The organism is Rhizobium croatiense (assembly GCF_019793465.1).
Taxonomy (GTDB): Bacteria; Pseudomonadota; Alphaproteobacteria; order Rhizobiales; family Rhizobiaceae; genus Rhizobium; species Rhizobium croatiense.
Map to the genome: position 1 here is coordinate 225,488 of NZ_JAILYJ010000003.1, position 20,226 is coordinate 245,713.

The 20,226-nt window shown below is 61.4% G+C and carries 17 protein-coding genes and 1 tRNA gene; 11 read left to right on the forward strand and 7 right to left on the reverse strand.

What is annotated here, in order from left to right:
- Positions 1 to 4: 4 nt before the first annotated feature.
- From K6M89_RS06725 to K6M89_RS06735, 3 genes are read left to right on the forward strand one after another with little or no spacing between them, the layout of a single operon-like run.
- Entirely contained in the window at positions 5 to 1,138 is a 1,134-nt protein-coding gene (locus tag K6M89_RS06725; protein ID WP_222138858.1) for a CgeB family protein, read from the forward strand.
- Positions 1,138 to 1,950, forward strand: a complete 813-nt coding sequence (locus K6M89_RS06730; RefSeq protein ID WP_222138859.1) for a class I SAM-dependent methyltransferase — start codon at positions 1,138 to 1,140, stop codon at positions 1,948 to 1,950. Before K6M89_RS06725 ends, K6M89_RS06730 begins: the two co-directional genes overlap by 1 nt.
- A complete protein-coding gene (locus K6M89_RS06735; protein ID WP_222138860.1) occupies positions 1,947 to 2,918 on the forward strand; it encodes a hypothetical protein in 972 nt (323 codons plus the stop codon). Before K6M89_RS06730 ends, K6M89_RS06735 begins: the two co-directional genes overlap by 4 nt.
- A 48-nt stretch (positions 2,919 to 2,966) precedes the next feature.
- Here K6M89_RS06735 and rfbB read toward each other — a convergent pair whose 3' ends face one another.
- Positions 2,967 to 4,022, reverse strand: a complete 1,056-nt coding sequence (gene rfbB, locus K6M89_RS06740; protein ID WP_222138861.1) for a dTDP-glucose 4,6-dehydratase — start codon at positions 4,020 to 4,022, stop codon at positions 2,967 to 2,969.
- A 181-nt stretch (positions 4,023 to 4,203) separates the two neighbouring features.
- Between rfbB and gmd the strand changes: the two genes are divergently transcribed.
- Complete coding sequence (gmd, locus tag K6M89_RS06745) at positions 4,204 to 5,265, forward strand: GDP-mannose 4,6-dehydratase (protein ID WP_222138862.1); 1,062 nt, start codon at positions 4,204 to 4,206, stop codon at positions 5,263 to 5,265.
- Positions 5,266 to 6,219, forward strand: coding sequence for a GDP-L-fucose synthase (fcl, locus tag K6M89_RS06750; RefSeq protein ID WP_313138690.1), 954 nt, complete (start codon positions 5,266 to 5,268; stop codon positions 6,217 to 6,219).
- A gap of 191 nt (positions 6,220 to 6,410) precedes the next feature.
- On the opposite strand, the gene K6M89_RS06755 is transcribed toward fcl, so the two are convergent.
- From K6M89_RS06755 to K6M89_RS06765, 3 genes are all read right to left on the reverse strand, one after another.
- Positions 6,411 to 7,940, reverse strand: coding sequence for an AMP-binding protein (locus K6M89_RS06755; protein ID WP_222138863.1), 1,530 nt, complete (start codon positions 7,938 to 7,940; stop codon positions 6,411 to 6,413).
- Between the two features lie 30 nt (positions 7,941 to 7,970).
- On the reverse strand, positions 7,971 to 8,801 hold the full coding sequence (locus tag K6M89_RS06760; RefSeq protein WP_222138864.1) for a p-hydroxycinnamoyl CoA hydratase/lyase: 831 nt from the start codon (positions 8,799 to 8,801) through the stop codon (positions 7,971 to 7,973).
- 70 nt (positions 8,802 to 8,871) lie between these two features.
- Positions 8,872 to 10,323 carry an aldehyde dehydrogenase gene (locus K6M89_RS06765; RefSeq protein WP_222138865.1) on the reverse strand — a complete coding sequence of 484 codons (1,452 nt, stop codon included), beginning with the start codon at positions 10,321 to 10,323 and terminating at the stop codon, positions 8,872 to 8,874.
- Positions 10,324 to 10,453: 130 nt separating this feature from the next.
- Between K6M89_RS06765 and K6M89_RS06770 the strand changes: the two genes are divergently transcribed.
- Positions 10,454 to 10,936, forward strand: a complete 483-nt coding sequence (locus K6M89_RS06770) for a MarR family winged helix-turn-helix transcriptional regulator (protein ID WP_222138866.1) — start codon at positions 10,454 to 10,456, stop codon at positions 10,934 to 10,936.
- A 47-nt stretch (positions 10,937 to 10,983) separates the two neighbouring features.
- Positions 10,984 to 12,192, forward strand: coding sequence for a 3-(3-hydroxy-phenyl)propionate transporter MhpT (mhpT, locus tag K6M89_RS06775; RefSeq protein WP_222138867.1), 1,209 nt, complete (start codon positions 10,984 to 10,986; stop codon positions 12,190 to 12,192).
- 82 nt (positions 12,193 to 12,274) lie between these two features.
- On the opposite strand, the gene K6M89_RS06780 is transcribed toward mhpT, so the two are convergent.
- Both K6M89_RS06780 and K6M89_RS06785 read right to left on the reverse strand, forming a co-directional pair.
- Entirely contained in the window at positions 12,275 to 13,042 is a 768-nt protein-coding gene (locus K6M89_RS06780) for a coniferyl-alcohol dehydrogenase (RefSeq protein ID WP_222138868.1), read from the reverse strand.
- An 82-nt stretch (positions 13,043 to 13,124) separates the two neighbouring features.
- The gene (locus K6M89_RS06785) at positions 13,125 to 14,597 is read right to left on the reverse strand and encodes a benzaldehyde dehydrogenase (protein ID WP_222138869.1); all 1,473 of its coding nucleotides are present in this window, start codon (positions 14,595 to 14,597) and stop codon (positions 13,125 to 13,127) included.
- Between the two features lie 323 nt (positions 14,598 to 14,920).
- On the opposite strand from K6M89_RS06785, the gene K6M89_RS06790 reads away from it, so the two are divergent.
- Positions 14,921 to 16,720: a sigma-54-dependent Fis family transcriptional regulator gene (locus K6M89_RS06790; RefSeq protein ID WP_222138870.1), complete on the forward strand. Its 1,800-nt coding sequence runs from the start codon at positions 14,921 to 14,923 to the stop codon at positions 16,718 to 16,720.
- A 487-nt stretch (positions 16,721 to 17,207) separates the two neighbouring features.
- On the opposite strand, the gene K6M89_RS06795 is transcribed toward K6M89_RS06790, so the two are convergent.
- Positions 17,208 to 17,281: transfer RNA gene (locus K6M89_RS06795), tRNA-Gln, on the reverse strand.
- A 242-nt stretch (positions 17,282 to 17,523) separates the two neighbouring features.
- Between K6M89_RS06795 and K6M89_RS06800 the strand changes: the two genes are divergently transcribed.
- From K6M89_RS06800 to K6M89_RS06810, 3 genes are read left to right on the forward strand one after another with little or no spacing between them, the layout of a single operon-like run.
- Positions 17,524 to 19,074, forward strand: a complete 1,551-nt coding sequence (locus tag K6M89_RS06800) for a Ppx/GppA phosphatase family protein (RefSeq protein WP_222138871.1) — start codon at positions 17,524 to 17,526, stop codon at positions 19,072 to 19,074.
- A 10-nt stretch (positions 19,075 to 19,084) separates the two neighbouring features.
- On the forward strand, positions 19,085 to 19,804 hold the full coding sequence (locus tag K6M89_RS06805) for an RlmE family RNA methyltransferase (RefSeq protein ID WP_222138872.1): 720 nt from the start codon (positions 19,085 to 19,087) through the stop codon (positions 19,802 to 19,804).
- Positions 19,805 to 19,838: 34 nt separating this feature from the next.
- Positions 19,839 to 20,222 carry a VOC family protein gene (locus K6M89_RS06810; protein ID WP_222138873.1) on the forward strand — a complete coding sequence of 128 codons (384 nt, stop codon included), beginning with the start codon at positions 19,839 to 19,841 and terminating at the stop codon, positions 20,220 to 20,222.
- Positions 20,223 to 20,226: the final 4 nt, after the last annotated feature.

Sequence of the window (20,226 nt, forward strand, 5' to 3'; positions counted from 1 at the left end):
CGTCATGCGGATTGCCGTATTCGACACCTACTATTCCCGATTTCTGACGATGCATTATCGCCGCAATCGGGCTTTGAGGTCGGCCCCGTCCCAAAAGCAGACGGACGCTCTGCTTGAGGCTGCGTTCGGCACATCCGACTTCTATTCGCGCCACCTGAAAGAGCTCGGTTGCGAGGTCATTGATATCGTCGGCAATTGTGTTCCGTTGCAATCGGCCTGGGCACAAGAGAATAACGAACCGTTCAGTCCGTGGGCGATGAAACTGCCGCACCGGTTTTTCAGATTGCCTTACATCGGCGCGCGTCTCGCGGCACTCCCCGGCCTGCTCGAAGTCGCCATGGCGCGGGTCCGAGCGTTCAAGCCGGATGTTCTCTATTGTCAGGATCTCAGCTTTTTCCCGCCACATGCGCTAATTGAGTTGAAAAAGACGGTGCGGTTGATCGTTGGCCAGATCGCTTGTCCGCTACCGCCGGACAGTTTTCTGCGGCCCTACGACCTCATCCTCACATCCTTCCCGCATTTCGTGCCTCGTTTTCATCAGATGGGGATAAAATCCGAATATTTCCGGATCGGCTTCGACACCCGGGTGCTCGATATCTTAGGCGACGTTCCACGCGATGTGCCGGTGAGCTTCGTCGGCGGCATAAGTCGTCATCACGGCAAAGCCATACCCTTGCTCGAATATCTTGCCAACACGACGCCGATACAGTTTTTCGGCTATGGCGCCAGGACGCTTCCGCGATCATCTCCGATTCGACAACGTCACAATGGCGAAGTCTGGGGTCCGGATATGTACCGCGCGCTGGCTCGCAGCCGAATTACTGTCAACCGGCATATCAATGTTGCCGAGAACAATGCCAACAACATGCGGCTCTACGAGGCAACGGGTGTCGGATCGCTGCTGATTACCGACAAAAAAGACAACCTCGGGGAAATTTTCGACGTCGGCAAAGAGGTGGTTGCTTACTCCAGCCCTCAGGAAGCCGCAGAACTTATCCGCTACTATATAGATCATCCCAACGAGGCCGATGCCATCGCAAAGGCCGGTCAGGCAAGGACGCTGAAGGACCACACCTACAAGACCAGGATGGAAGAACTGATGCCGATCCTTAAGCGATATCTGGAGACACAGGGCTGATGTCCTTTCTGCGCGCAAGTCTCAATCGCTTTCCAGCAGTGAAGAGCCAGTTGAAGCGGTTGCGGGAACGGCTGTTGCCTGCGACATCGGTATCGTCCCGCTATGTCGAGATAGATGAGGCTCGTCGTGACAGCGAAAGTTCACGCCTTGCCGCGTCCTGGAAAACGGCCGACCTGCCCGCACGTCAGAGGACACTCGTCGAGCGCCAACTAAAGGAATACCGCAGCGGCGTCTCGGTAGACGTGTTCGATGTTTTCACCGCCGCCTTGCGTAAAATTGACAATCTGCCGGCCGATGGCTCGCTGCTCGAAATCGGCTGTTCCAGCGGATATTACTCCGAAGTGCTTGAGGTGAATGGCTTGCCGCTGCGCTATCGCGGCTGCGATTATTCAGATGCGTTTATTGATATGGCGCGCAGCATCTATCCGGGGCTGGCATTCGACGTTGAGGATGCGACTCGGCTCAGCTATCAGGATGATACATTCGATGTCGTGGTCTCGGGATGCTGCCTGCTGCATATTCCCAATTATGAAGCGGCGATCGCCGAGAGCGCCCGTGTCGCCAAGGACTACGTTATTTTTCACCGCACGCCGGTTGTTTATGGCGAGCCGACAAAGTATTTCCGCAAGCAAGCTTATGGCGTCGAGACCATAGAGATTCATTTTTCAGAGTCGCAGCTACTGGATATGTTTCGTGTTCATGGCCTGGAAGTCCTGGCGACCTTCACGCTGAGTGAGAACGTGGACCAGCGTGACAGCAGCAAGGGCAATGCAAGCCGCACCTATGTATGCAGGAAGCCATTTCAATCATGACGAACTACTTCTGCACCCTTTTTGACAGCGGTTATCTCATCAAGGGGATGGCCATGATGGAAAGCCTCGTCGAGTGGTGCCCTGACGCGCATATTTTCGTGCTCTGCATGGATCAGAAGACGCAGGAGATATTAACCGCTTTCAACAGGTCCTACATCACTTGTATTGCACTTGCGGATATCGAGACGCCGGAGCTCTTAGAAGCGAAGAAATCGCGTGGCGTTGCCGAATATTGCTGGACCCTGTCACCGTGTCTCCCGACCTACGTGCTGCAGCATCATCCGGAAATCGATTTTATTACCTATCTCGACTCCGACCTGCTGTTCTATTCGCCGATCCGTCCCATCCTCGACGAAATCGGTGATCGTTCCATCGCAATTATCGAGCATCGTTTTGCGCCCCGGCTGCAGGACAGGGAAGTGAACGGCCGTTTCTGTGTGGAATGGGTGAGCTTCCGGCGCGACGAGGAGGGGATGCGTTGCCTTTCCCGTTGGCGTGAGCAGTGCATCGAATGGTGCTACTATCGCCTCGAAGACGGCAAAATGGGTGATCAGAAATATTTGGACGAGTGGCCCGTCCTCTACCCAAAGTGCCATATTATCGCTCACCCGGGAGCAGGGATTGCGCCTTGGAATTACGAGAAGCTGCGCTTCACGGAGGATAGCTCAGGCCAGATATTCGTCGACGGCGCGCCGTTGATCTTCTACCATTTCCATCAGTTTCAGCTGCTGGCTGACGGCGATTTCGACAGACTGTCCGCTTTCTACACTTCTGTCTGCAGGGAACCCGACCCTGTCTACGCAGCATATGAAGCTGCGCTCATGCGAGCGCTTTCGGAGATAAGAACGATCTCACCAGGATTTTCCGGCGGCCTTCGCGAGGCTGGTGCTGTCGCGAGGCGTAGATGGGCACAACGCTACATCCCGTTCGGCGTTAAGCGCGTTCTGCACCGCCTGCTGCGCTATTGACCCAGCGCAGCTTCGAGGCACGAGCTATTATGAAATGGGTCAGTATTCTTATCGGTACTGGCGGTCGATCCACTGGCGGTAGCTGCCGCTTGTGACGTTTTTTACCCAGGCTTCGTTGGCGAGATACCATTGGACAGTCTTGCGAATGCCTGTCTCGAACGTCTCGCTCGGGCGCCAGTCCAGGTCGCGCTCGATTTTATCAGCATCGATGGCATACCGGCGATCATGACCGGGCCGGTCCCGCACAAAGGCGATCTGGGACTGGTAGCTTGCCGCATCCGGCAGCGGTCTCAATTCGTCGAGGATCTCGCAGAGCGTATTGACGACCGACAGGTTCGTCAGTTCGTTCCTGCCGCCTACATTGTAGGTTTCGCCGACTTTTCCATTCTCCAGAACGCGTCGGATCGCGCTGCAATGATCCTTGACGAACAGCCAGTCGCGCACCTGCATTCCGTCACCGTAGATCGGGATCTGTTTGCCTGAGAGGGCATTATGAATGACCAGGGGAATAAGCTTTTCGGGAAAGTGATAGGGGCCGTAGTTGTTCGAACAGTTCGTCGTCAGAACAGGCAGGCCATAGGTGTGATGATAGGCGCGCACCAGATGATCGCTGGCCGCCTTGCTGGCGGAATAGGGGCTGTTCGGCTCGTATTTGCGCTGTTCGCTGAAAGCGGCCTCCGTCGGAGCCAGAGAGCCGTAGACTTCGTCCGTCGATACATGGAGAAAACGAAAGCCGGCGCGGAAGGCTTCATTCTGTGCGGCAAGAAATCCGCGGGTCGCCTCCAGCAGGCGAAACGTGCCGACGATATTCGTCTGGATAAATTCTTCGGGACCGTAAATCGATCGGTCGACGTGGCTTTCGGCGGCGAAGTTCAGGATTGCCCGCGGACGATGGAATCGGAGCAGTTCCTCGACGAGATCATGGTCCGCGATGCTGCCTTTGACAAAGAGATGGCGCGGATCGTTCCAGACGGAAGCGAGATTTTCCAGATTGCCGGCATAGGTCAGCACATCTAAATTGACGACCGGTTCATCCTGAAGCGCAAGCCAATCGAGCACGAAGTTCGCGCCGATGAAACCAGCTCCTCCCGTCACTAGGATCATATTTCCTCCTTGGAGATCAGACAGTTTGTGATGCTCTAGTCTCATTGCCCCGGCCTCAGGTCAACCGCGGAGATCCAAAATGCTGATTTCGCTTGGGCGCGCGCGGTTATATAAAGGTTGCGCTCGTTTCGTCGTTTCCATAAACACATCCCAAGGATTGCATCGAAAGACGACGTGAAAAATGACAAAAACTGCGCTTATCACCGGGGTGACTGGTCAGGATGGTGCCTATCTGGCCGAATTGCTTCTGAGCAAAGGCTACACGGTGCATGGCATCAAGCGGCGATCCTCGTCTTTCAACACCGGCCGTATCGAACACATCTATCAGGATCCGCATGAAGCTCATCCGCGGTTCATCCTCCATTATGGCGATATGATCGACTCGACCAATCTCCTGCGAATCGTGCAGCAGACGCAGCCTGACGAAATTTACAACCTTGCCGCACAAAGCCATGTTGGCGTCAGTTTCGAAACGCCTGAATATACGGCGGATGCCGATGGCATTGGGACGCTGAGGCTGCTTGAGGCAATTCGTATCCTGGGTCTTGAGAAAAGGACCCGATTCTACCAGGCATCGACATCGGAACTCTACGGCCTTGTGCAGCAAGTGCCGCAGAACGAGAAGACGCCGTTTTATCCGCGCTCTCCCTATGCCGCCGCCAAGCTCTATGCCTATTGGATCGTCGTGAATTATCGCGAGGCCTACGGCATGCATGCGTCCAATGGCATTTTATTCAACCACGAAAGCCCGCTTCGCGGCGAAACCTTCGTCACCCGCAAGATCACGATGGCGGTGGCTGCCATCCATCTCGGCCTCCAGGATAAGCTCTTCCTCGGCAATCTCGACGCCAAGCGCGACTGGGGCCACGCGCGCGAATATGTCGAAGGCATGTGGCTGATGCTGCAGCAGGACAAGCCGGAGGACTACGTATTGGCGACGGGCGAGACGACCAGCGTGCGCCAGTTCGTCCAGTGGGCCTTTGCCGACGTGGGCATTACTTTGGAATGGAAGGGATCCGGCGTTGATGAGAAGGGCTATGATGCTGCCTCCGGCCGATGCCTTGTCGAAATCGATCCTCGGTATTTTCGCCCGACGGAAGTCGACCTTTTGCTTGGCGATCCGACCAAAGCACGTCAGAATTTGGGCTGGCACCACAAGACGCCGGTTCGCGAACTCGCCGCCGAAATGGTGCGTGAAGATATCAAGCACTGGAAGACACAGAACAGTAGGAAAGAGATCTGAGTGTCCGACTTGTCCAACAAGAAAATCTGGGTGGCTGGCCATCGGGGTATGGTGGGCAGCGCTCTTGTGCGCAGGCTTCACTCAGAAAATTGCACGGTCATCACGGCAACACGGCAGGAGCTCGATCTGAAGCGGCAGGACGAAGTCGAAAGATTCGTCCAGACCAACAGACCGGATGCGATCATCCTCGCGGCTGCCAAGGTTGGCGGGATTCTGGCGAACGACACGCTTCCGGCCGATTTTCTCTACGACAACCTGATCATCGAGGCCAATATCTTCGAAGCCGCGCATCGCAGTGGCGTCGACAGGCTTCTGTTTCTGGGGTCGAGTTGCATTTATCCCAAATTTGCGCCGCAGCCGATTCCTGAAGATGCGCTTCTGACCGGCCCGCTCGAGCCGACCAACGAATGGTATGCCGTCGCCAAGATTGCCGGCATCAAGCTGGCGGAAGCCTACCGCAAGCAGCACGGGCGCGATTATATTTCTGCCATGCCCACCAATCTTTATGGTCCGGGCGATAATTTCGATCTGCAATCCAGTCACGTCCTGCCGGCGCTCATTCGCAAAGCCCACCTGGCAAAGGTGACGGAGGCGCCCGAAATTACCATCTGGGGAACCGGAACGCCGCGGCGGGAATTTCTTCACGTCAATGATTGTGCCGATGCGCTCGTTTTCCTGTTGAGAAATTATTCCGACGCTGAGCACGTCAATGTCGGTTCGGGAGAGGATATCGAAATCGTTGAACTCGCGCGCTTGGTTTGCCGCGTTGTCGGTTATGAAGGAAAAATCGCCCACGACCTCTCCAAGCCGGACGGTACCCCGCGCAAGCTCATGAGCAACGACAAGCTGAAGAACATGGGCTGGAAGCCGGGCATCTCGCTGGAGGAGGGGGTTCGCGCCGTATATGAATGGTTTCTGCAGGTCGAAGGCAACGGCGCCACGGTGCGACAGTAGCGATCCAGCCGTTTAGAATCGCATCGATAACAATTGCGTCGCAGATCCGTTGGAGCGGCAAGATCAGCTGCCGTCATGGCGCGGCGCAGGTCCGATGTCTCGCCGTAAGCGGCGCTGTTGATCGAAGCACGCGATGACGCTCTGCCTCACGCCAATCATTCAATCCATCGTAATTGTGATGCCGCGGACGCCTACCGCCTGAAATCACTGCCGGGCTTCGAGCGGCACTCCTCCAGCGCCTCCTTGCGCAATATATGTTTGATCACTTTTCCGGATCCGGTTCTTGGAAGCTCGTCGACAAAGCGGAACTCTTTTGGAACCTTGTAGCGGGCAATCAACGACTGGCAGTGATGGGCGAGTTGGTCACTGTCGAGGTCCTGCCCCGGCGCGGCAACGACGTAGGCGCGACCGACCTCGCCCCATCGCTCGTCGGGAATGCCGACCACAGCTACCTCGCGCACACCGGGATGTTCCGAAAGCGCGGCCTCAACCTCGACGGGATAGACGTTCTCGCCGCCGGAAATGAACATGTCCTTGCGGCGGTCGACAATCGTGATGTAGCCGTCTTCGTCGCGCCGCCCAACGTCTCCGGTGCGGATCCAGCCGTCCTCGGTGAAGCTGCGTTCACGTTCCTCCGGCCGGTTCCAGTATCCGCCGATCACGTTCGGACCGAAGACCAGAATCTCGCCCGGCGTGCCGTCAGTCACGTCTCGGTCATCCTCGTCCACCAGCCGCACCGCCGTCAGTGGCCCAGGAACGCCCGCGGCTCCCGCTTTGCTGCGCAGCAGGTCGCGTGAGAGCGGCATGCCAAGCGTGGTGCCGGTTTCGGTCATGCCGTAGCCATCCACCACCCGCACGCCACGGTCGAGCCACCAGCGGATGTGCGCCGCCGGATTGGGCGCGCCGCCGGTGAACAGCGCCTTGAGCTTCGTCCAGCGTTCGGGTGCGAAGTTTGGCGTCTGGCGCAGCGCCTCGGCCATTTGCGGCACGCAGAAATAGTGCGTGACGCCGAAGTCAGGGTTGCCGAGCCGGTCGTTGGTCTTTTCCGCGTCGAAACCGGGAGAGACAATGAACGTGCCGCCGCGCAGCAAGGGCGGCCAGATCTGTGCGACGATGCCGATCACATGGAACATCGGGGTGTCGCACAGAAATATGCAGCCGGTATCGACCTCCCCGAGCACGTTGAAATTTATCGCCGTGGCCAGAAGAAATCGGGCAGTGATCAGCGCTCCCTTCGGAACCCCTGAAGTGCCGGAGGTGTAGAGAATGATGCAGGTGTCGCAGCCCGAACGCAGGGGACAGCGCGGCGCTGGATCGAAGGCAGACATTTCGGAAGCGAAGGAGGAGAAGCTGTAGCTCCGGCAACCCGGTGGCAGGGGGGGAATCTCATCGTCGGTATAGAGAATGGCTGGGGTGCAGTCCTCCAGCAGGAGCGCCAATTCCTGCTGCGACAGCCGCCAATTCAGTGGCACGAAAATCGCGCCGAGCCGCATCAACGCCTGTTGCAGGATGATCTGGTATACGCTGTTGCGCGCAAGGACGGCGATCCGGTCGCCTTTACCGATGCCCTCGTGATGCAACAGGGCGACTGCACGTTGGATATCCGCATCGAGTTCGCGGTAGTTCCAACGGCGATCGCTTGCAAGGTCAGTGCAGGCAAGCGAATCCGGTCGAAGGCGCACGTGCAGCGCTGCCGGATCGGGGCAAAAAAACTCCTGCATCTTTCTCCTCCTCCTGCCCTCCTCAGGGCGTCAGCGGGGCTGGCGATCCTTGTCGTAAGCGCCAAGACCCGGCCTGTAGGACTTCTCGTCGATGAACTGACGAATGCCCTCCTTGCGCCCTTCATCGTCGAACGAGTTGGCCGCCTCCTGGGCGCGGACGAGGTAGTCCTCCGCCTCATCGTAGGTCATCACGCCGACGCGGCGCACGGCGTCCTTGGTGGCTTTCAGCGCCACAGGGTTCTTTTCGAGCAGCACCTTCGCGACCTCGGTAACCCGGCTCTTGAGCGCCGCGAGCGGCAAGCTCTCGTTGACGAGACCCCAATCCGCCGCGGTTCTCCCGTCGATCGGCTCGCCCGTGAGCGCATGGTACATGGCCTTGCGGAAGGACAGTAGCTCGACCGCGACCTTGGTCGCGCCGCCGCCCGGCAGGATACCCCAGTTGATTTCCGAAAGGCCGAACTTTGCTTCATGCGCCGCGAAGGCGAGATCGCAGGCGAAGAGCGGACCGTAACCGCCGCCGAAGCACCAGCCATTGATCATGGCGATGGTCGGCTTCTGGTACCAGCGCAGCCGGCGCCACCAGCCGTAACTCTCGCGCTGCGACTTGCGGACGCCCTTGAGACCCTCCGCCTCCGTCTCGCGGAAATATTCCTTGAGGTCCATGCCGGCCGTCCAGGCGGCGCCTTCGCCGGTGAGTACCAGGACTCCCACATCTTCCCGGAACTCGAGTTCGTCGAGCACCTCCATCATCGCGCGATTGAGCGTCGGGCTCATTGCGTTGCGCTTGTCGGGCCGGTTGAAGCGCACCCAGGCGATGCGGTCGACGACATCATAGGCGACGGTGTCTATATCGTTGGCCATAGGGCCCTCCTTGCATGTGCACAGCCTCGGCCGGTCGGCCGGAACGGTTTCTACGAATCTGTTCGGCCGTTCAGAGCGGAAAGCGACCGGGCTCGGTCTCGATGGTGATCCAGCGCAACTCGGTGAACTCGGCGATGCCGGCTTTGCCGCCGAAGCGCCCGTAACCCGAGGCCTTGGTGCCGCCGAAGGGCATCTGCGCCTCGTCGTGAACCGTCGGGCCATTGATATGGCAGATGCCGGAACGGATGCGACGCGCCACCGACAGTGCCCGCGCCGCGTCGCGGCTGAACACCGCCGCGGACAGGCCGTACTCACTGTCATTTGCGAGGCTGACTGCGTCCTCCTCGTCTTTCGCGCGCAGGATGGCGACGACCGGGCCGAAGCTTTCCTCGGAATAGAGGCGCATGTCGGAGGTCACTTTGTCGACCACCTGGGCCGGCATGAGCACCCCTTCCGCAACGCCGGCCCCGGTCACCGTTGCGCCCTTGGCCACGGCGTCTGCGATCAGCGCTTCGACCTTCTCGACCGTGCGCACATCGACGACGGCGCCGAGCGGGGTCGCTCCCTTGCGCGGGTCGCCAGCCTTCAAGGCCCTGGCGCGTTCGGTGAACTTTGCCACGAATTCTTCCGCTACGTCGGGAACGACGATGATCCGTTCGGTCGACATGCAGATCTGGCCCTGGTTGAAGAAGGCGCCGAAGATCGCGGCCTTCACCGCCTCGTCAACGTCGGCGTCCTTTAAGACGAGGAGCGGCGCCTTACCGCCGAGTTCCAGGAGCACCGGCTTCAACTGTCGGGCCGCACGTTCGGCGATGATGCGGCCGACCTCGGTGGAGCCGGTGAAGTTGATGCGACGGACGGCCGGATGGTCGATCAGCGCCCCGACGACGTCACCCGCATCCTCCGGCGCGTTGGTTACGAGGCTGACCACCCCGCCGGGCAAGCCGCCCTCCTCGAGCGCCTCTACGATCAGCGCGTGGGTGCGAGGGCAGATCTCCGACGCCTTGAAGACGACGCTGTTGCCGCAAGCAAGCGGGGTTGCGAGAGCGCGGACGCCGAGAATAACCGGCGCATTCCAAGGCGCGATGCCGAGCACGACGCCGGCCGGCTCGCGGGTCGCCATGGCGAGGCAGCCCGGCTTATCAGAGGGAATCACTTCGCCGGCGACCTGCGTCGTGAGCGCGGCCGCCTCGCGCAGCATGGACGAGGCGAGCATGACGTTGAAGCGAGCCCAGGCCTCGGTTGCGCCAATCTCGGAGGCCATTGCGGCGACGAAGGCGTCCCCCTTAGCGGCGAGCGCGTCTGCTGCTTTCAGGAGCACGGCGCGGCGAGCATTGGGCCCGAGCCCGGCCCAGGAGGGGAAGGCGGTCGCCGCCGCGTCGACTGCAGCGACGGCATCGGCAACGGTGGCCGCGGCGGCTTCGGTCGCCACCTCGCCGGTTACCGGATTCTGTCGTCGGAATGTCCGGCCGGTAGAGGCGGCATGTTCCGCCCCGGCAATACGCATTGACACGAAAGTCATTTGTCTCCTCCCAAAGACGGTCGGCGACGCTCGAAAGCTGCCGGCGAAAGAACCGCTATGTCATATAGCGGATTGACTGTTATGTGACATAGCATTATGAAGAATGCAAGTGCCAATGAGAGACGTCGTCATGCCTTTGGAAAAGACGCAGCCCGAGCAGGATCCCGAAGACGCAAAGATTTGCCGGCTGCAAGACCTGGTGGGCTACCATCTACGCCGTGCCTCGGTTTTCGACCTGCAAGGGGCCGTTTCGGCGCTCGAGCCTGCGAACACACGGCCTGTGCCGATGAGCGTGTTGCTCAGTATCATCGAGACACCCGGCATCAGCTCGGCGGAGATCTGCCGTGCGCTCGGCATGCAGAGGGCAAACATCGTACCGATCCTGGCGGAGCTCGAGGAACGGGGGCTTTTTCTGCGCGAGGCGGACGAGTCCGACCAGCGCATCCAGCGACTCTTCCCGACCCGTCGGGGCGAGGAGGAGGCGGCGGCGTGGCTGGCACTCGTTTCCGAACATGAACGTAGCATGCTCCGTCGCCTGACGGCGGAGGAACAGACGGAGCTTCGTCGGCTATTGGCGAAGATCTGGCAGGAGGATGGGCCGAAGCAGGGCTAGGCCTGCAACCAGCGGGGAGGTAGGAACCCGCTTTCTGGGAGGACGAAATGCAGATTACCATCGACCACCGCTCCGGCGGGCGGCGAGCGCTCTTGCTCGCATTCATGGCAGCCGTCATCGAAGGCTTCGACCTGCAGGCGGCTGGCGTCGCGGTGCCCAAGTTGGCGCCGGCGTTTGGGCTCACGCCCCAACAGATCGGACTTTTCTTCTCGTCGGCGACGGTCGGCCTGATCTTCGGGGCGCTCGCCGGCGGACGGGTTGCCGATGCTTGGGGTAGGCGCTCCGGACTCGTGCTTTCGCTGGTGACCTTCGGGATATTCTCGGCCGCCACCGCCTATGTCACCAGCTTCGAACAGCTCGTCGTCATGCGCTTCCTGACCGGGGTCGGTCTCGGCGGCGCCTTGCCGAACCTCGTCAACATCGCCGCGGAATCGACAGATCCTAGCCGCCGGGGGCGCGCTGTCTCCATCATGTATGCCGGCGTCCCCCTGGGCGGGGCCGTGGCAAGTGGCGTCGCCATTCTCGGCCTGCACGGCGGCGACTGGCACTCGATCTTCCTCGTGGGCGGCATCATGCCGTTGCTGGTCGCGCCGGCCATCCACATCCTGCTGCCGCCGCTCGGCGTGGTGAAGAGCGAGGCGAAATCCACCTCGGGAGCTCTTTCGCGCATTCTGGCGCCGCAGACGCTGCTTACCACGGTGGCTCTCTGGGTGTCGTTCTTTCTCGGGCTGCTCGTCGTCTATCTGCTCTTGAACTGGATGCCGCAGCTTCTCGTCTCCCGCGGCCTTGCCCGTGAGGAGGCCTCTTTCGTCCAGATCCTGTTCAACCTGGGCGGCGCGGCAGGTAGCCTCGTCGGCGGTCGGATGCTCGACCAGAGGAACCCGGTGATGCCGGTCGCGCTCGGCTTCGCGGCCGCGGCCGCAGCTTTGCTTATGCTCAGCCTGCTGCCCGCACATCTCGGGCTCACCCTCATGGCTGGAGCGCTGGTGGGCGGTGCTATCCTTTGCGTGCAGGCAATCCTCTACGGCGTGGCGCCTCAATGCTATCCCTTCGAAATCCGTGGCACCGGTGTCGGCGTGGCGGTGGCCGTCGGGCGGCTCGGTTCCATCGCGGGACCATTGCTGGCGGGTTTTCTCGTCGCCGGCGGCAGCAGCCCGTCTGACGTGATCTTCGCGCTTGTTCCGATCACGCTTCTGGCGGGGTTGACCACCGTTCTGCTGCTGGCGCGACGGGAACGTGCCTTGCAGGCGGCCTGACGCGGGGATCAGCGCAGGAACAGCAATGAGGAGGCCACCGAGGTGGCCTTCTCAAATGCCTGCTTGCACGTCGGTCTTCGGTTCAACTGTAGACGGCAGCAAGCCCGCCATCGATCGGTAAGTTAATGCCCACGACCCAACGGGCGTCGTCCGAGCAGAGGAAGAGGACAGGACCCGCGATCTCGTCGGCGAAAGCCGGACGCTTCATCAGATCCGCGTCCTGTTCGACGCGCTCCTGGCCGAGCATGGTGATGAAATCCCCGAGGATCGGCGTGAACACGGGGCCTGGGGCTACAGAGTTCATGCGAATGTCGTGGCGCATGAAGAGCTCGAAGCTGCGCTTGTGCGACCAGACGATCAACGCCTCTTTGAAATACTGGTAGCAGGTTTCCTGTTGGACCGGATTCTCCTCGATCCAGGCCAGGCCTTCGGCGAAGCTGGCGGTAGCTGCCAAGGCCTTGTGGGCTTCGGCGCGCTTTGGCCATTCGGCGCCGAGAATGGAGGCGAAATTGACGATCGAGGCGCCCCGCGGCATGCGATGCACCATGGCTTCCGTCAAGTGGCGCAAGCCGAGATAGTTGACTTTGGCGACGATGTCGCGGTCGACAGTCCCCGGAACGCCTACGGCATTGACCAGAGCGTCGATCTGCTCCGGCAGTTGGGCCACGGCCGCGTCGATTGCCTCCGGACCGCTGAGATCGGCCTTGACGAAACCGTCGAGGGTCAGCATCGGGTCGTTGCGGTCGATGCCGACGACGCGGGCGCCGTGGAAGCGGGCGAGGCGGGCGACTTCGGCGCCAATCCCTGAAGAGGCGCCGGTGATGACGATGATTTTTCCGTTAAGGGTCATGCCTTGTTCCTGTCCATGTAGAGTCAACGCGTGCCGAGCGGACGGCTTTGCGTGTTCTAATTCTGCGTTCGTTCGGGCTCGGTCAAAACGGATAGGGCGTCGCCTTGTCCTTCACCGACACCCATTGCCACTGGGTGAATTCCTCGATGTCGGCGGGGCCGCCGACGCGCGTGCCGTTGCCCGACTTGCCGCGGCCACCGAAGGGGGCGTAGGGTCCGCCGTTCACCGTCTGGTCGTTGATGTGCAACTGGCCGACGTTGAGCTGGTCGCCGACGGCCATGGCGCGACCGAGATTGGCGGAAATCACGCCGGCCGCCAGCCCGTATTCGGAGCTGTTGGCGAGTTCTATCGCTCCCTCATCAGTCTTGAACGAGACGATGCAGGCGACGGGTCCGAAGATTTCCTCTTCGAAGGCGACCATGCCCGGCTGGACGCCGGCAAGCACGGTCGCGGCATAAAAGCGGCCGTCATGCGTGCCGCCTGCGAGCAGTCTGGCTCCCTTGGCGACGGCATCGTCAACGATCCTCTGGATGTTCGCGACCTGCGCATCAGAAATGATCGGGCCGAGAGCGACCTGGTCGCTTGAGGGATCGCCCGCTGGCAGATGCAGCGCTTTCGCGACGAGACGCTCTGTAATTGCCTGCTCGATCTTCTCATCGACCAGCACTAGGCCGGTAGCCATGCAGATCTGGCCCTGGTGCAGGAAGGCGCCCCAGGCGGCGTTGGAGGCGGCGATGTCGAGGTCGGCATCGTCGAGGATGATCAGCGCATTCTTGCCGCCGAGTTCGAGTTGGACGCGCTTCAAGTGACGGCCGCACACCTCGCCGACCCGGGCGCCGCCGCGGGCAGACCCGGTAAAGGAGATCATCGCCACGTTCGGGTCGCTGCACAGCGCCTCACCAGCATCGGCGCCGCCAGGCACGATGTTGAGAACGCCCTTTGGCAGACCGGCTTCCTCGAAGATCCGGGCGATGATGATGCCGCCGGAGATCGGCGTGCGCGGATCGGGTTTATGGACGACGGCGTTGCCGAGCGCCAGCGCTGCCGCAATCGATCGGACCGAAAGCACCAGCGGGAAGTTGAAGGGCGAGATCACGCCGACGACGCCGTGCGGTACGCGACGCGCATAGTTGGCGCGCGCGTCCATCCCGGGCAGGAACATGCCCGTCGGCGTGATGGCGAGCATTGCCGCATGACGGATGAAGAGGACGCCGTGTTCAATCTCGATCATCGCCTTGGGGTGGATGGAGCCAGACTCCTTCATGATCCACTGGGCGAGCTCGCCGCCGTTTTCCTCGAGCAGATCGGCCGCTTTGTTCAGGATCCTGGCGCGTTCGACCGGAAGCGTCTTGGCCCAGCTCTTCTGGGCGGCACGGGCTTCGCCTGCCGCTTGCGCGACGTCCTCCGGGCCGCCGTAGCCGACCGAGGCGAGTACAGTGCCGTTGGCGGGATTGGTCACGTCGATCGTGCCGCCGCGTGTTTCAGCCCATTCGGATATGAAGGCGCGGCCGGTCCAGCGGCCCGCATCGAGAAAGTTCCGGTTATGCATGTTCATTGGTCGAAGTCCTCCTCGGCCTAGTTGGATGGAAGAAGACCTGGCTTCGCCGCTCCCGAGGCGAGGGTGATTTCGCCCCGTTTCCGGGCTGTCGCTGGTGCAATCCTCCGGGCCGCATCCTCCGGCGGCCTGCCAAGGCACCGCAAGGAGCGTGCCAGTTTCAGCGCCCATCCTTGCATCACCGTCATTTTCCGTCGATGACCCTGAAACAATTGCATTTTTGCAGCTTGCATGGTGGGCCGGCACTGGCGCCAGGAGGACTTGCCCTCTTCAGGAAATAATGCAAGATTTCATCATTTTCAGATTTTCATGAAGGCGCGTGGATGCACAACAGCGAACGTCCCCCGCAGCTCATCTCCCTCGCCGACGTGTCGAAGACGACGGGCAAGATGCTCTCGAAGGGCGCCTTCAGCGAGCTCGAGACCGGTGCGTCGCCCACCCTGACCGAACTCACCGAAGCCCTGCATTTCGCCCTCGGCGACGGCCGTATCTGGCTCAACGACCAGCGCATGGTGCTGATGCAGTCGCAGGTGCTTGGTCGGCTGCGACAGGAGATCATCGAGGCTTTTGGCGTGGAGACGGCCAAGGGCATCTTCATGCGTGTCGGCTACATGCAGGGCGTCCGCGACGCCGAGCTCGTTCGCAAGCGCTTCCCCAACCAGGATCTGACGCATGCATTGGCGGCAGGGCCGCGCGTCCATACACTCGAGGGCTTCGTGAAGGTCACGACCAGGCACTTCGAGTTCGACAGCGTCAAAGGCACCTATCTCGGCGAATTCCAGTGGGACGATTCCTCCGAAGCCGCCGAGCATATCGCCCATCATGGCCTTGCGAGCGAACCGGTATGCTGGATGCAGAGCGGCTATCCGACCGGCTATACCAGCACCTTGTTCGGACGGCCGGTCATTTTCCGGGAGACCGAGTGCGTCGCGATGGGGGCGCCGCGCTGCGTGGTGGTCGGCCGGAATGCCGAAGAGTGGGGCGAAGATGCACCGGAGCGGGCCTATCTCGGGCTCGAATGGAAGCGTACACGGCGCCCCCCGCGGCTAAAGGTCGAGCCCGTCCAATCGGCGGCGGAGTGCCCTCCGACAGGCAAGGACGAAACGCGGCGCGTCCACGACCAGATCGTCGGCGTTTCTGCCAGCTTTCTGCGCGCCAAGCTGATGGTGGAGAAGGTCGCCGACACTGAGGCGACGGTTCTGCTGATCGGCGAGTCCGGCGTCGGCAAGGAGATCTTCTCTCAACAGCTCCATCGGCTGAGCGCCCGCACCGGAGGACCGTTCGTGCCGATCAACTGCGCCGCGATACCCGAGGGTCTGGTGGAGTCGGAGCTGTTCGGCGTCGAAAAGGGCGCCTTCACCGGAGCGGTCGCTTCGCGGCCGGGTTACTTCGAGCGAGCCGCCGGCGGCACCATCTTTCTCGATGAGATCGCTTCACTCGGCTATGCCGCCCAGGGCAAGCTGCTGCGGGCGATCCAGGAGCGCCAGATCGAGCGGGTCGGGGGTACGCGCACCATCCCCGCCGATGTCCGCGTCATCGCCGCATCCAACGTCGATCTTGCCGACGAGGTGCGCGCCGGTCGCTTCCGTCAGGACCTCTATTTCCGTCTCTGCGTCTTTCCGATCGTCATTCCGCCGCTGAAAGAGCGGCGTGACGATATCCCGCTGCTCGTCGACCACTTTCTACGCCTGTTCCGTGAACGCCATCGCCGAGATGTCGCCGGCCTGTCCCGCCGGGCGATGGACGCGCTCCTGGCTTATGATTTCCCCGGCAACATCCGGGAATTGCAGAACCTGATGGAGCGGGGTGTTATTTGCGCGGAGCGAGGCGGTCAGATCGACGTTCAGCATCTCTTCATAGCCGGCGAGGTCTCGCCCGTTTTCCCACAAGCACTTAGTCGGGAAGGAAAGGTGACGGCAAAGCCGTCACGCCCGACTACTTCCGACCCAGCCACAATCCCGGCGCGGATTTCCTCTGCGGGGGATCTCGCTACAGCCGAGAGCGCTCTTTACGAAGACGCCCTCCTGCGCGCCGGGGGCAACGTCTCGGCTGCCGCGCGAAGTCTCGGCTTGACCCGCGCCAAACTAGAATACCGGCTGCGAAAAATGGGCCTAATCGGCTGAGAAGCTCGGCAAAGCGGGCCCACACGACGCCGCGGAACGATGCGGCGCGTACCCCAACTTCTTGACGGCATGATAATAGTCGATGAAGCTCAATCGAACCATTTCTTCGGGCACAGCCAGCAGTCTCCGTGACTGTACGTTTTTCAACCGTCGAAGCCCGTTGGTGCGAAAGGATGATGATGTAGCCCTTATCGTCCTCTGCAATGTCGTCAGCTGCCAACCCCGCAAACTCTTTACGTCCGGCCCCAAGATAGGCGAACAGGATCGTCAGATAGCAGAGAGAATCGTGGAAGACATGCTTGCCGGGTTAGCGCCTTTTTCCGCGCAGATGATCCTGCAAGGCCGTATAGATCGGACTTGAAAAAATCGGAGCAATATCATCCGGCTTCGGCTTGTATTGCTGTTCTGGGCATCAGGTCGCCAGTGATGCCAAAACGGGATCCGGCACGACTGGAAAATCAATGAATTAAGGGCATTTAGGGGGAATTGGCTGGGGAACCTGGATTCGAACCAAGATCGACGGAGTCAGAGTCCGCTGTTCTACCATTGAACTATTCCCCAGCAGGAACCGGCAGGCGGTTCGGCTGGTGTGCGGCGCTTATAAACAAAAGCCCGCCGATTGCAAATACCTGTTTTGAAAAAAATCGGCCGTCTCAGCCGGGGCTGAAACTATTCCGCAAATCCCTCTGCCAAAAAAGAATTTGGTGATTTTGGCGGGCGCTGATATTCTTGCGACAACGCAAAAATCGAATGAGCGCCTGCTGCATACCTCAGGGAGTTGCGCGGCGCGGTGGAAAAACAACGTGGAAGACCCCGAAGGCGGCGTGAAGCCGCAATTTGACGGGGCGTCGGCGGCAGGGCGCAAGGACGGCAAGAAGTCCAGGCGTCGCAAGGGCAAGCGCGGCGGGCAAACCCGCAGCGCCGCTCATCCCGCTTCGCATGAGCTCTCCGGCAATGCCGGGCAGCCAGCGCGCCCAATGGAAGATGCCGCCGGACATCCGGCCCGCAAGCGAAAGCGGCGCCGTCGCGGCGGCCACGGCGCTTCGCAGGAGGGCTTGCTTCAACCCCAGCCGATGGAACAAACGGGCGTCGCAGCCAATGCCGCCCGGGACAGCGGCGATTCGCCGTCGAGCCGGCGTAACCGCCGCAAGCATCGTGGCAAGCGCGGCCTGCAGGGGCGGCCGCTGACATCGGCCAAGCCTTCCCATATCCAGCCGCAGGAAAACCGGGCTGAGGAGACGGCGCGTGCCGCCGTGCCGCGCGAGTTGCAGAACGGCGCCGGCCGCAAGGGCCGCCCGGAGAACCACGCGCACCAGGGGGATCGCCCGGCAGCCGAGCATGCCTTGCCGGAAGAGCTTTATGCCGCTCTCGATCTCGGCACCAACAATTGCCGTCTGCTCATTGCCCAGCCGACCCGTCCGGGCCAGTTCCGCGTCGTCGATGCCTTTTCCCGCATCGTCCGCCTCGGCGAAGGCCTGGCGGCGAGCGGCCGTCTGTCCGATGAGGCGATGGAAAGGGCGATCGAGGCGCTGAGGGTCTGCGCCTCCAAGCTCAAGAATCGGGAAATCCGCCGCATGCGGCTGATCGCCACCGAAGCTTGCCGCCAGGCGGTCAATGGCGAGGAATTTCTTGGCCGCGTCGTTGCCGAAACCGGTCTCGAGCTTGAGATCATCGATCGGGAGACCGAGGCGCGGCTTGCCGTCTCCGGCTGCTCTTCGCTGGTCGGCCGCGAGACACGCTCCGTCGTGCTCTTCGATATCGGCGGCGGCTCGTCGGAGATCGCCGTCATCCGCATCGGCGACAATCGCTTCAGCCGGCTCGCCAATCACATCACCCATTGGACGTCGTTGCCGGTCGGCGTCGTGACGCTGTCGGAGCGTCACGGCGGGCGCGATGTCACGCCGGAGCTTTTCGAAGGCATGGTGCGCGAGGTCGAAGGCATGCTCGGGAGCTTCGATTGCCCGGAGATCGAAATTGTCCAGACCGGAGATTTCCACCTGATCGGCACGTCGGGCACGGTGACGACGCTTGCCGGCGTCCATCTCGACCTGCCGCGTTATGACCGGCGCAAGGTCGATGGCATCTGGCTGTCGGATGATGAGGTCTCCGCCATGCAGGCAAAACTTCTCTCCTGGGATTTTGACAGCCGTGCGGCCAATCCCTGCATCGGGCCGGACCGGGCCGATCTGGTGCTCGCCGGCTGCGCCATCCTCGAGGCGATCCGCCGCCGCTGGCCGAGCCCGCGCATGCGTGTTGCCGATCGCGGCTTGAGGGAAGGGCTGCTCACCGACATGATGGCTGATGACGGCGTGTGGCGGCGCAATCGCAATCGCCGCGGCCAGCGCACGAAATGAGGGGAAGGGCATGACCAAGGCACCGATCGCGGGAAATCGCACCGGCCGCAAGCTCGGCCAGCGCGTCAAGAACAAGAAGATGAAGGCCTCCTCCCGCCAGTGGCTGCAGCGGCACATCAACGATCCCTATGTGCAGCGCGCCCAGCTCGAAGGCTATCGCGCCCGCGCCGCCTTCAAGCTGTTGGAGATCGACGAGAAATACCACATCCTGCGCGGCGCCAAGCGGATCATCGATCTGGGTGCGGCGCCCGGCAGCTGGTCGCAAATCGCCGCCAAGGTCACCGGCTCGACCGATGAGGATGTCCGCGTGGCGGCGATCGATTTCCTCGAAATGGCCCAGCTTCCCGGCGTCAAGATCCTGCAGCTCGACTTCCTTGATCCGAGCGCGCCGGAAAAGCTGATGGAGGCCGTCGGCGGCACGCCCGATCTCGTCATCTCCGATATGGCAGCGCCGACCACCGGCCACCACCGCACCGACCACCTGCGCACCATGCATCTGTGCGAGGTAGCGGCCCATTTCGCCATCGAGGTGCTGGGGGAGGGCGGGCATTTCCTCACCAAGACCTTCCAGGGCGGCACCGAGCGTGATCTGCTCGCCATGTTGAAGCAGAATTTCCGTCAGGTCGTCCACGTCAAGCCCAACTCGTCGCGCGCCGAATCGGTCGAGATGTTCCTGCTCGCCAAGGGCTTCAAAGGCCGCAAGGCGGAAGCTGACGCAGAGCAAGCTTGATCTCGGGCCGATCCCGGCCGATGATGACGATCCCATGCTTCTTTACGTCACGCTCGGAACCAACGACCTAGACCGCGCAGGGCATTTTTACGATGCCGTTCTGCCCGTGCTCGGCTATCGCCGCCAGCATTATTCGCAGGAGGAGATCGGCTATTCCGCCGCGGGCGATACGCGCTGCCGCTTCTGGGTGGTGACGCCCTTCAATCGCCGCCGGGCGACTGCGGGCAATGGCGCCATGGTCGCGTTCACGGCCGAAACGCGGGCGGCCGTCGATGCCTTCCATGCGGCGGCAATTGCGGCAGGTGCTGCCGATGAAGGCGGGCCGGGTCTGCGCCCCTACCATGCCCATTTTTATGCCGCCTATGTCCGCGATCTCGATGGCAACAAGCTCTCTGCCGTCTGCGAGAGCCCTGAATAGAAAG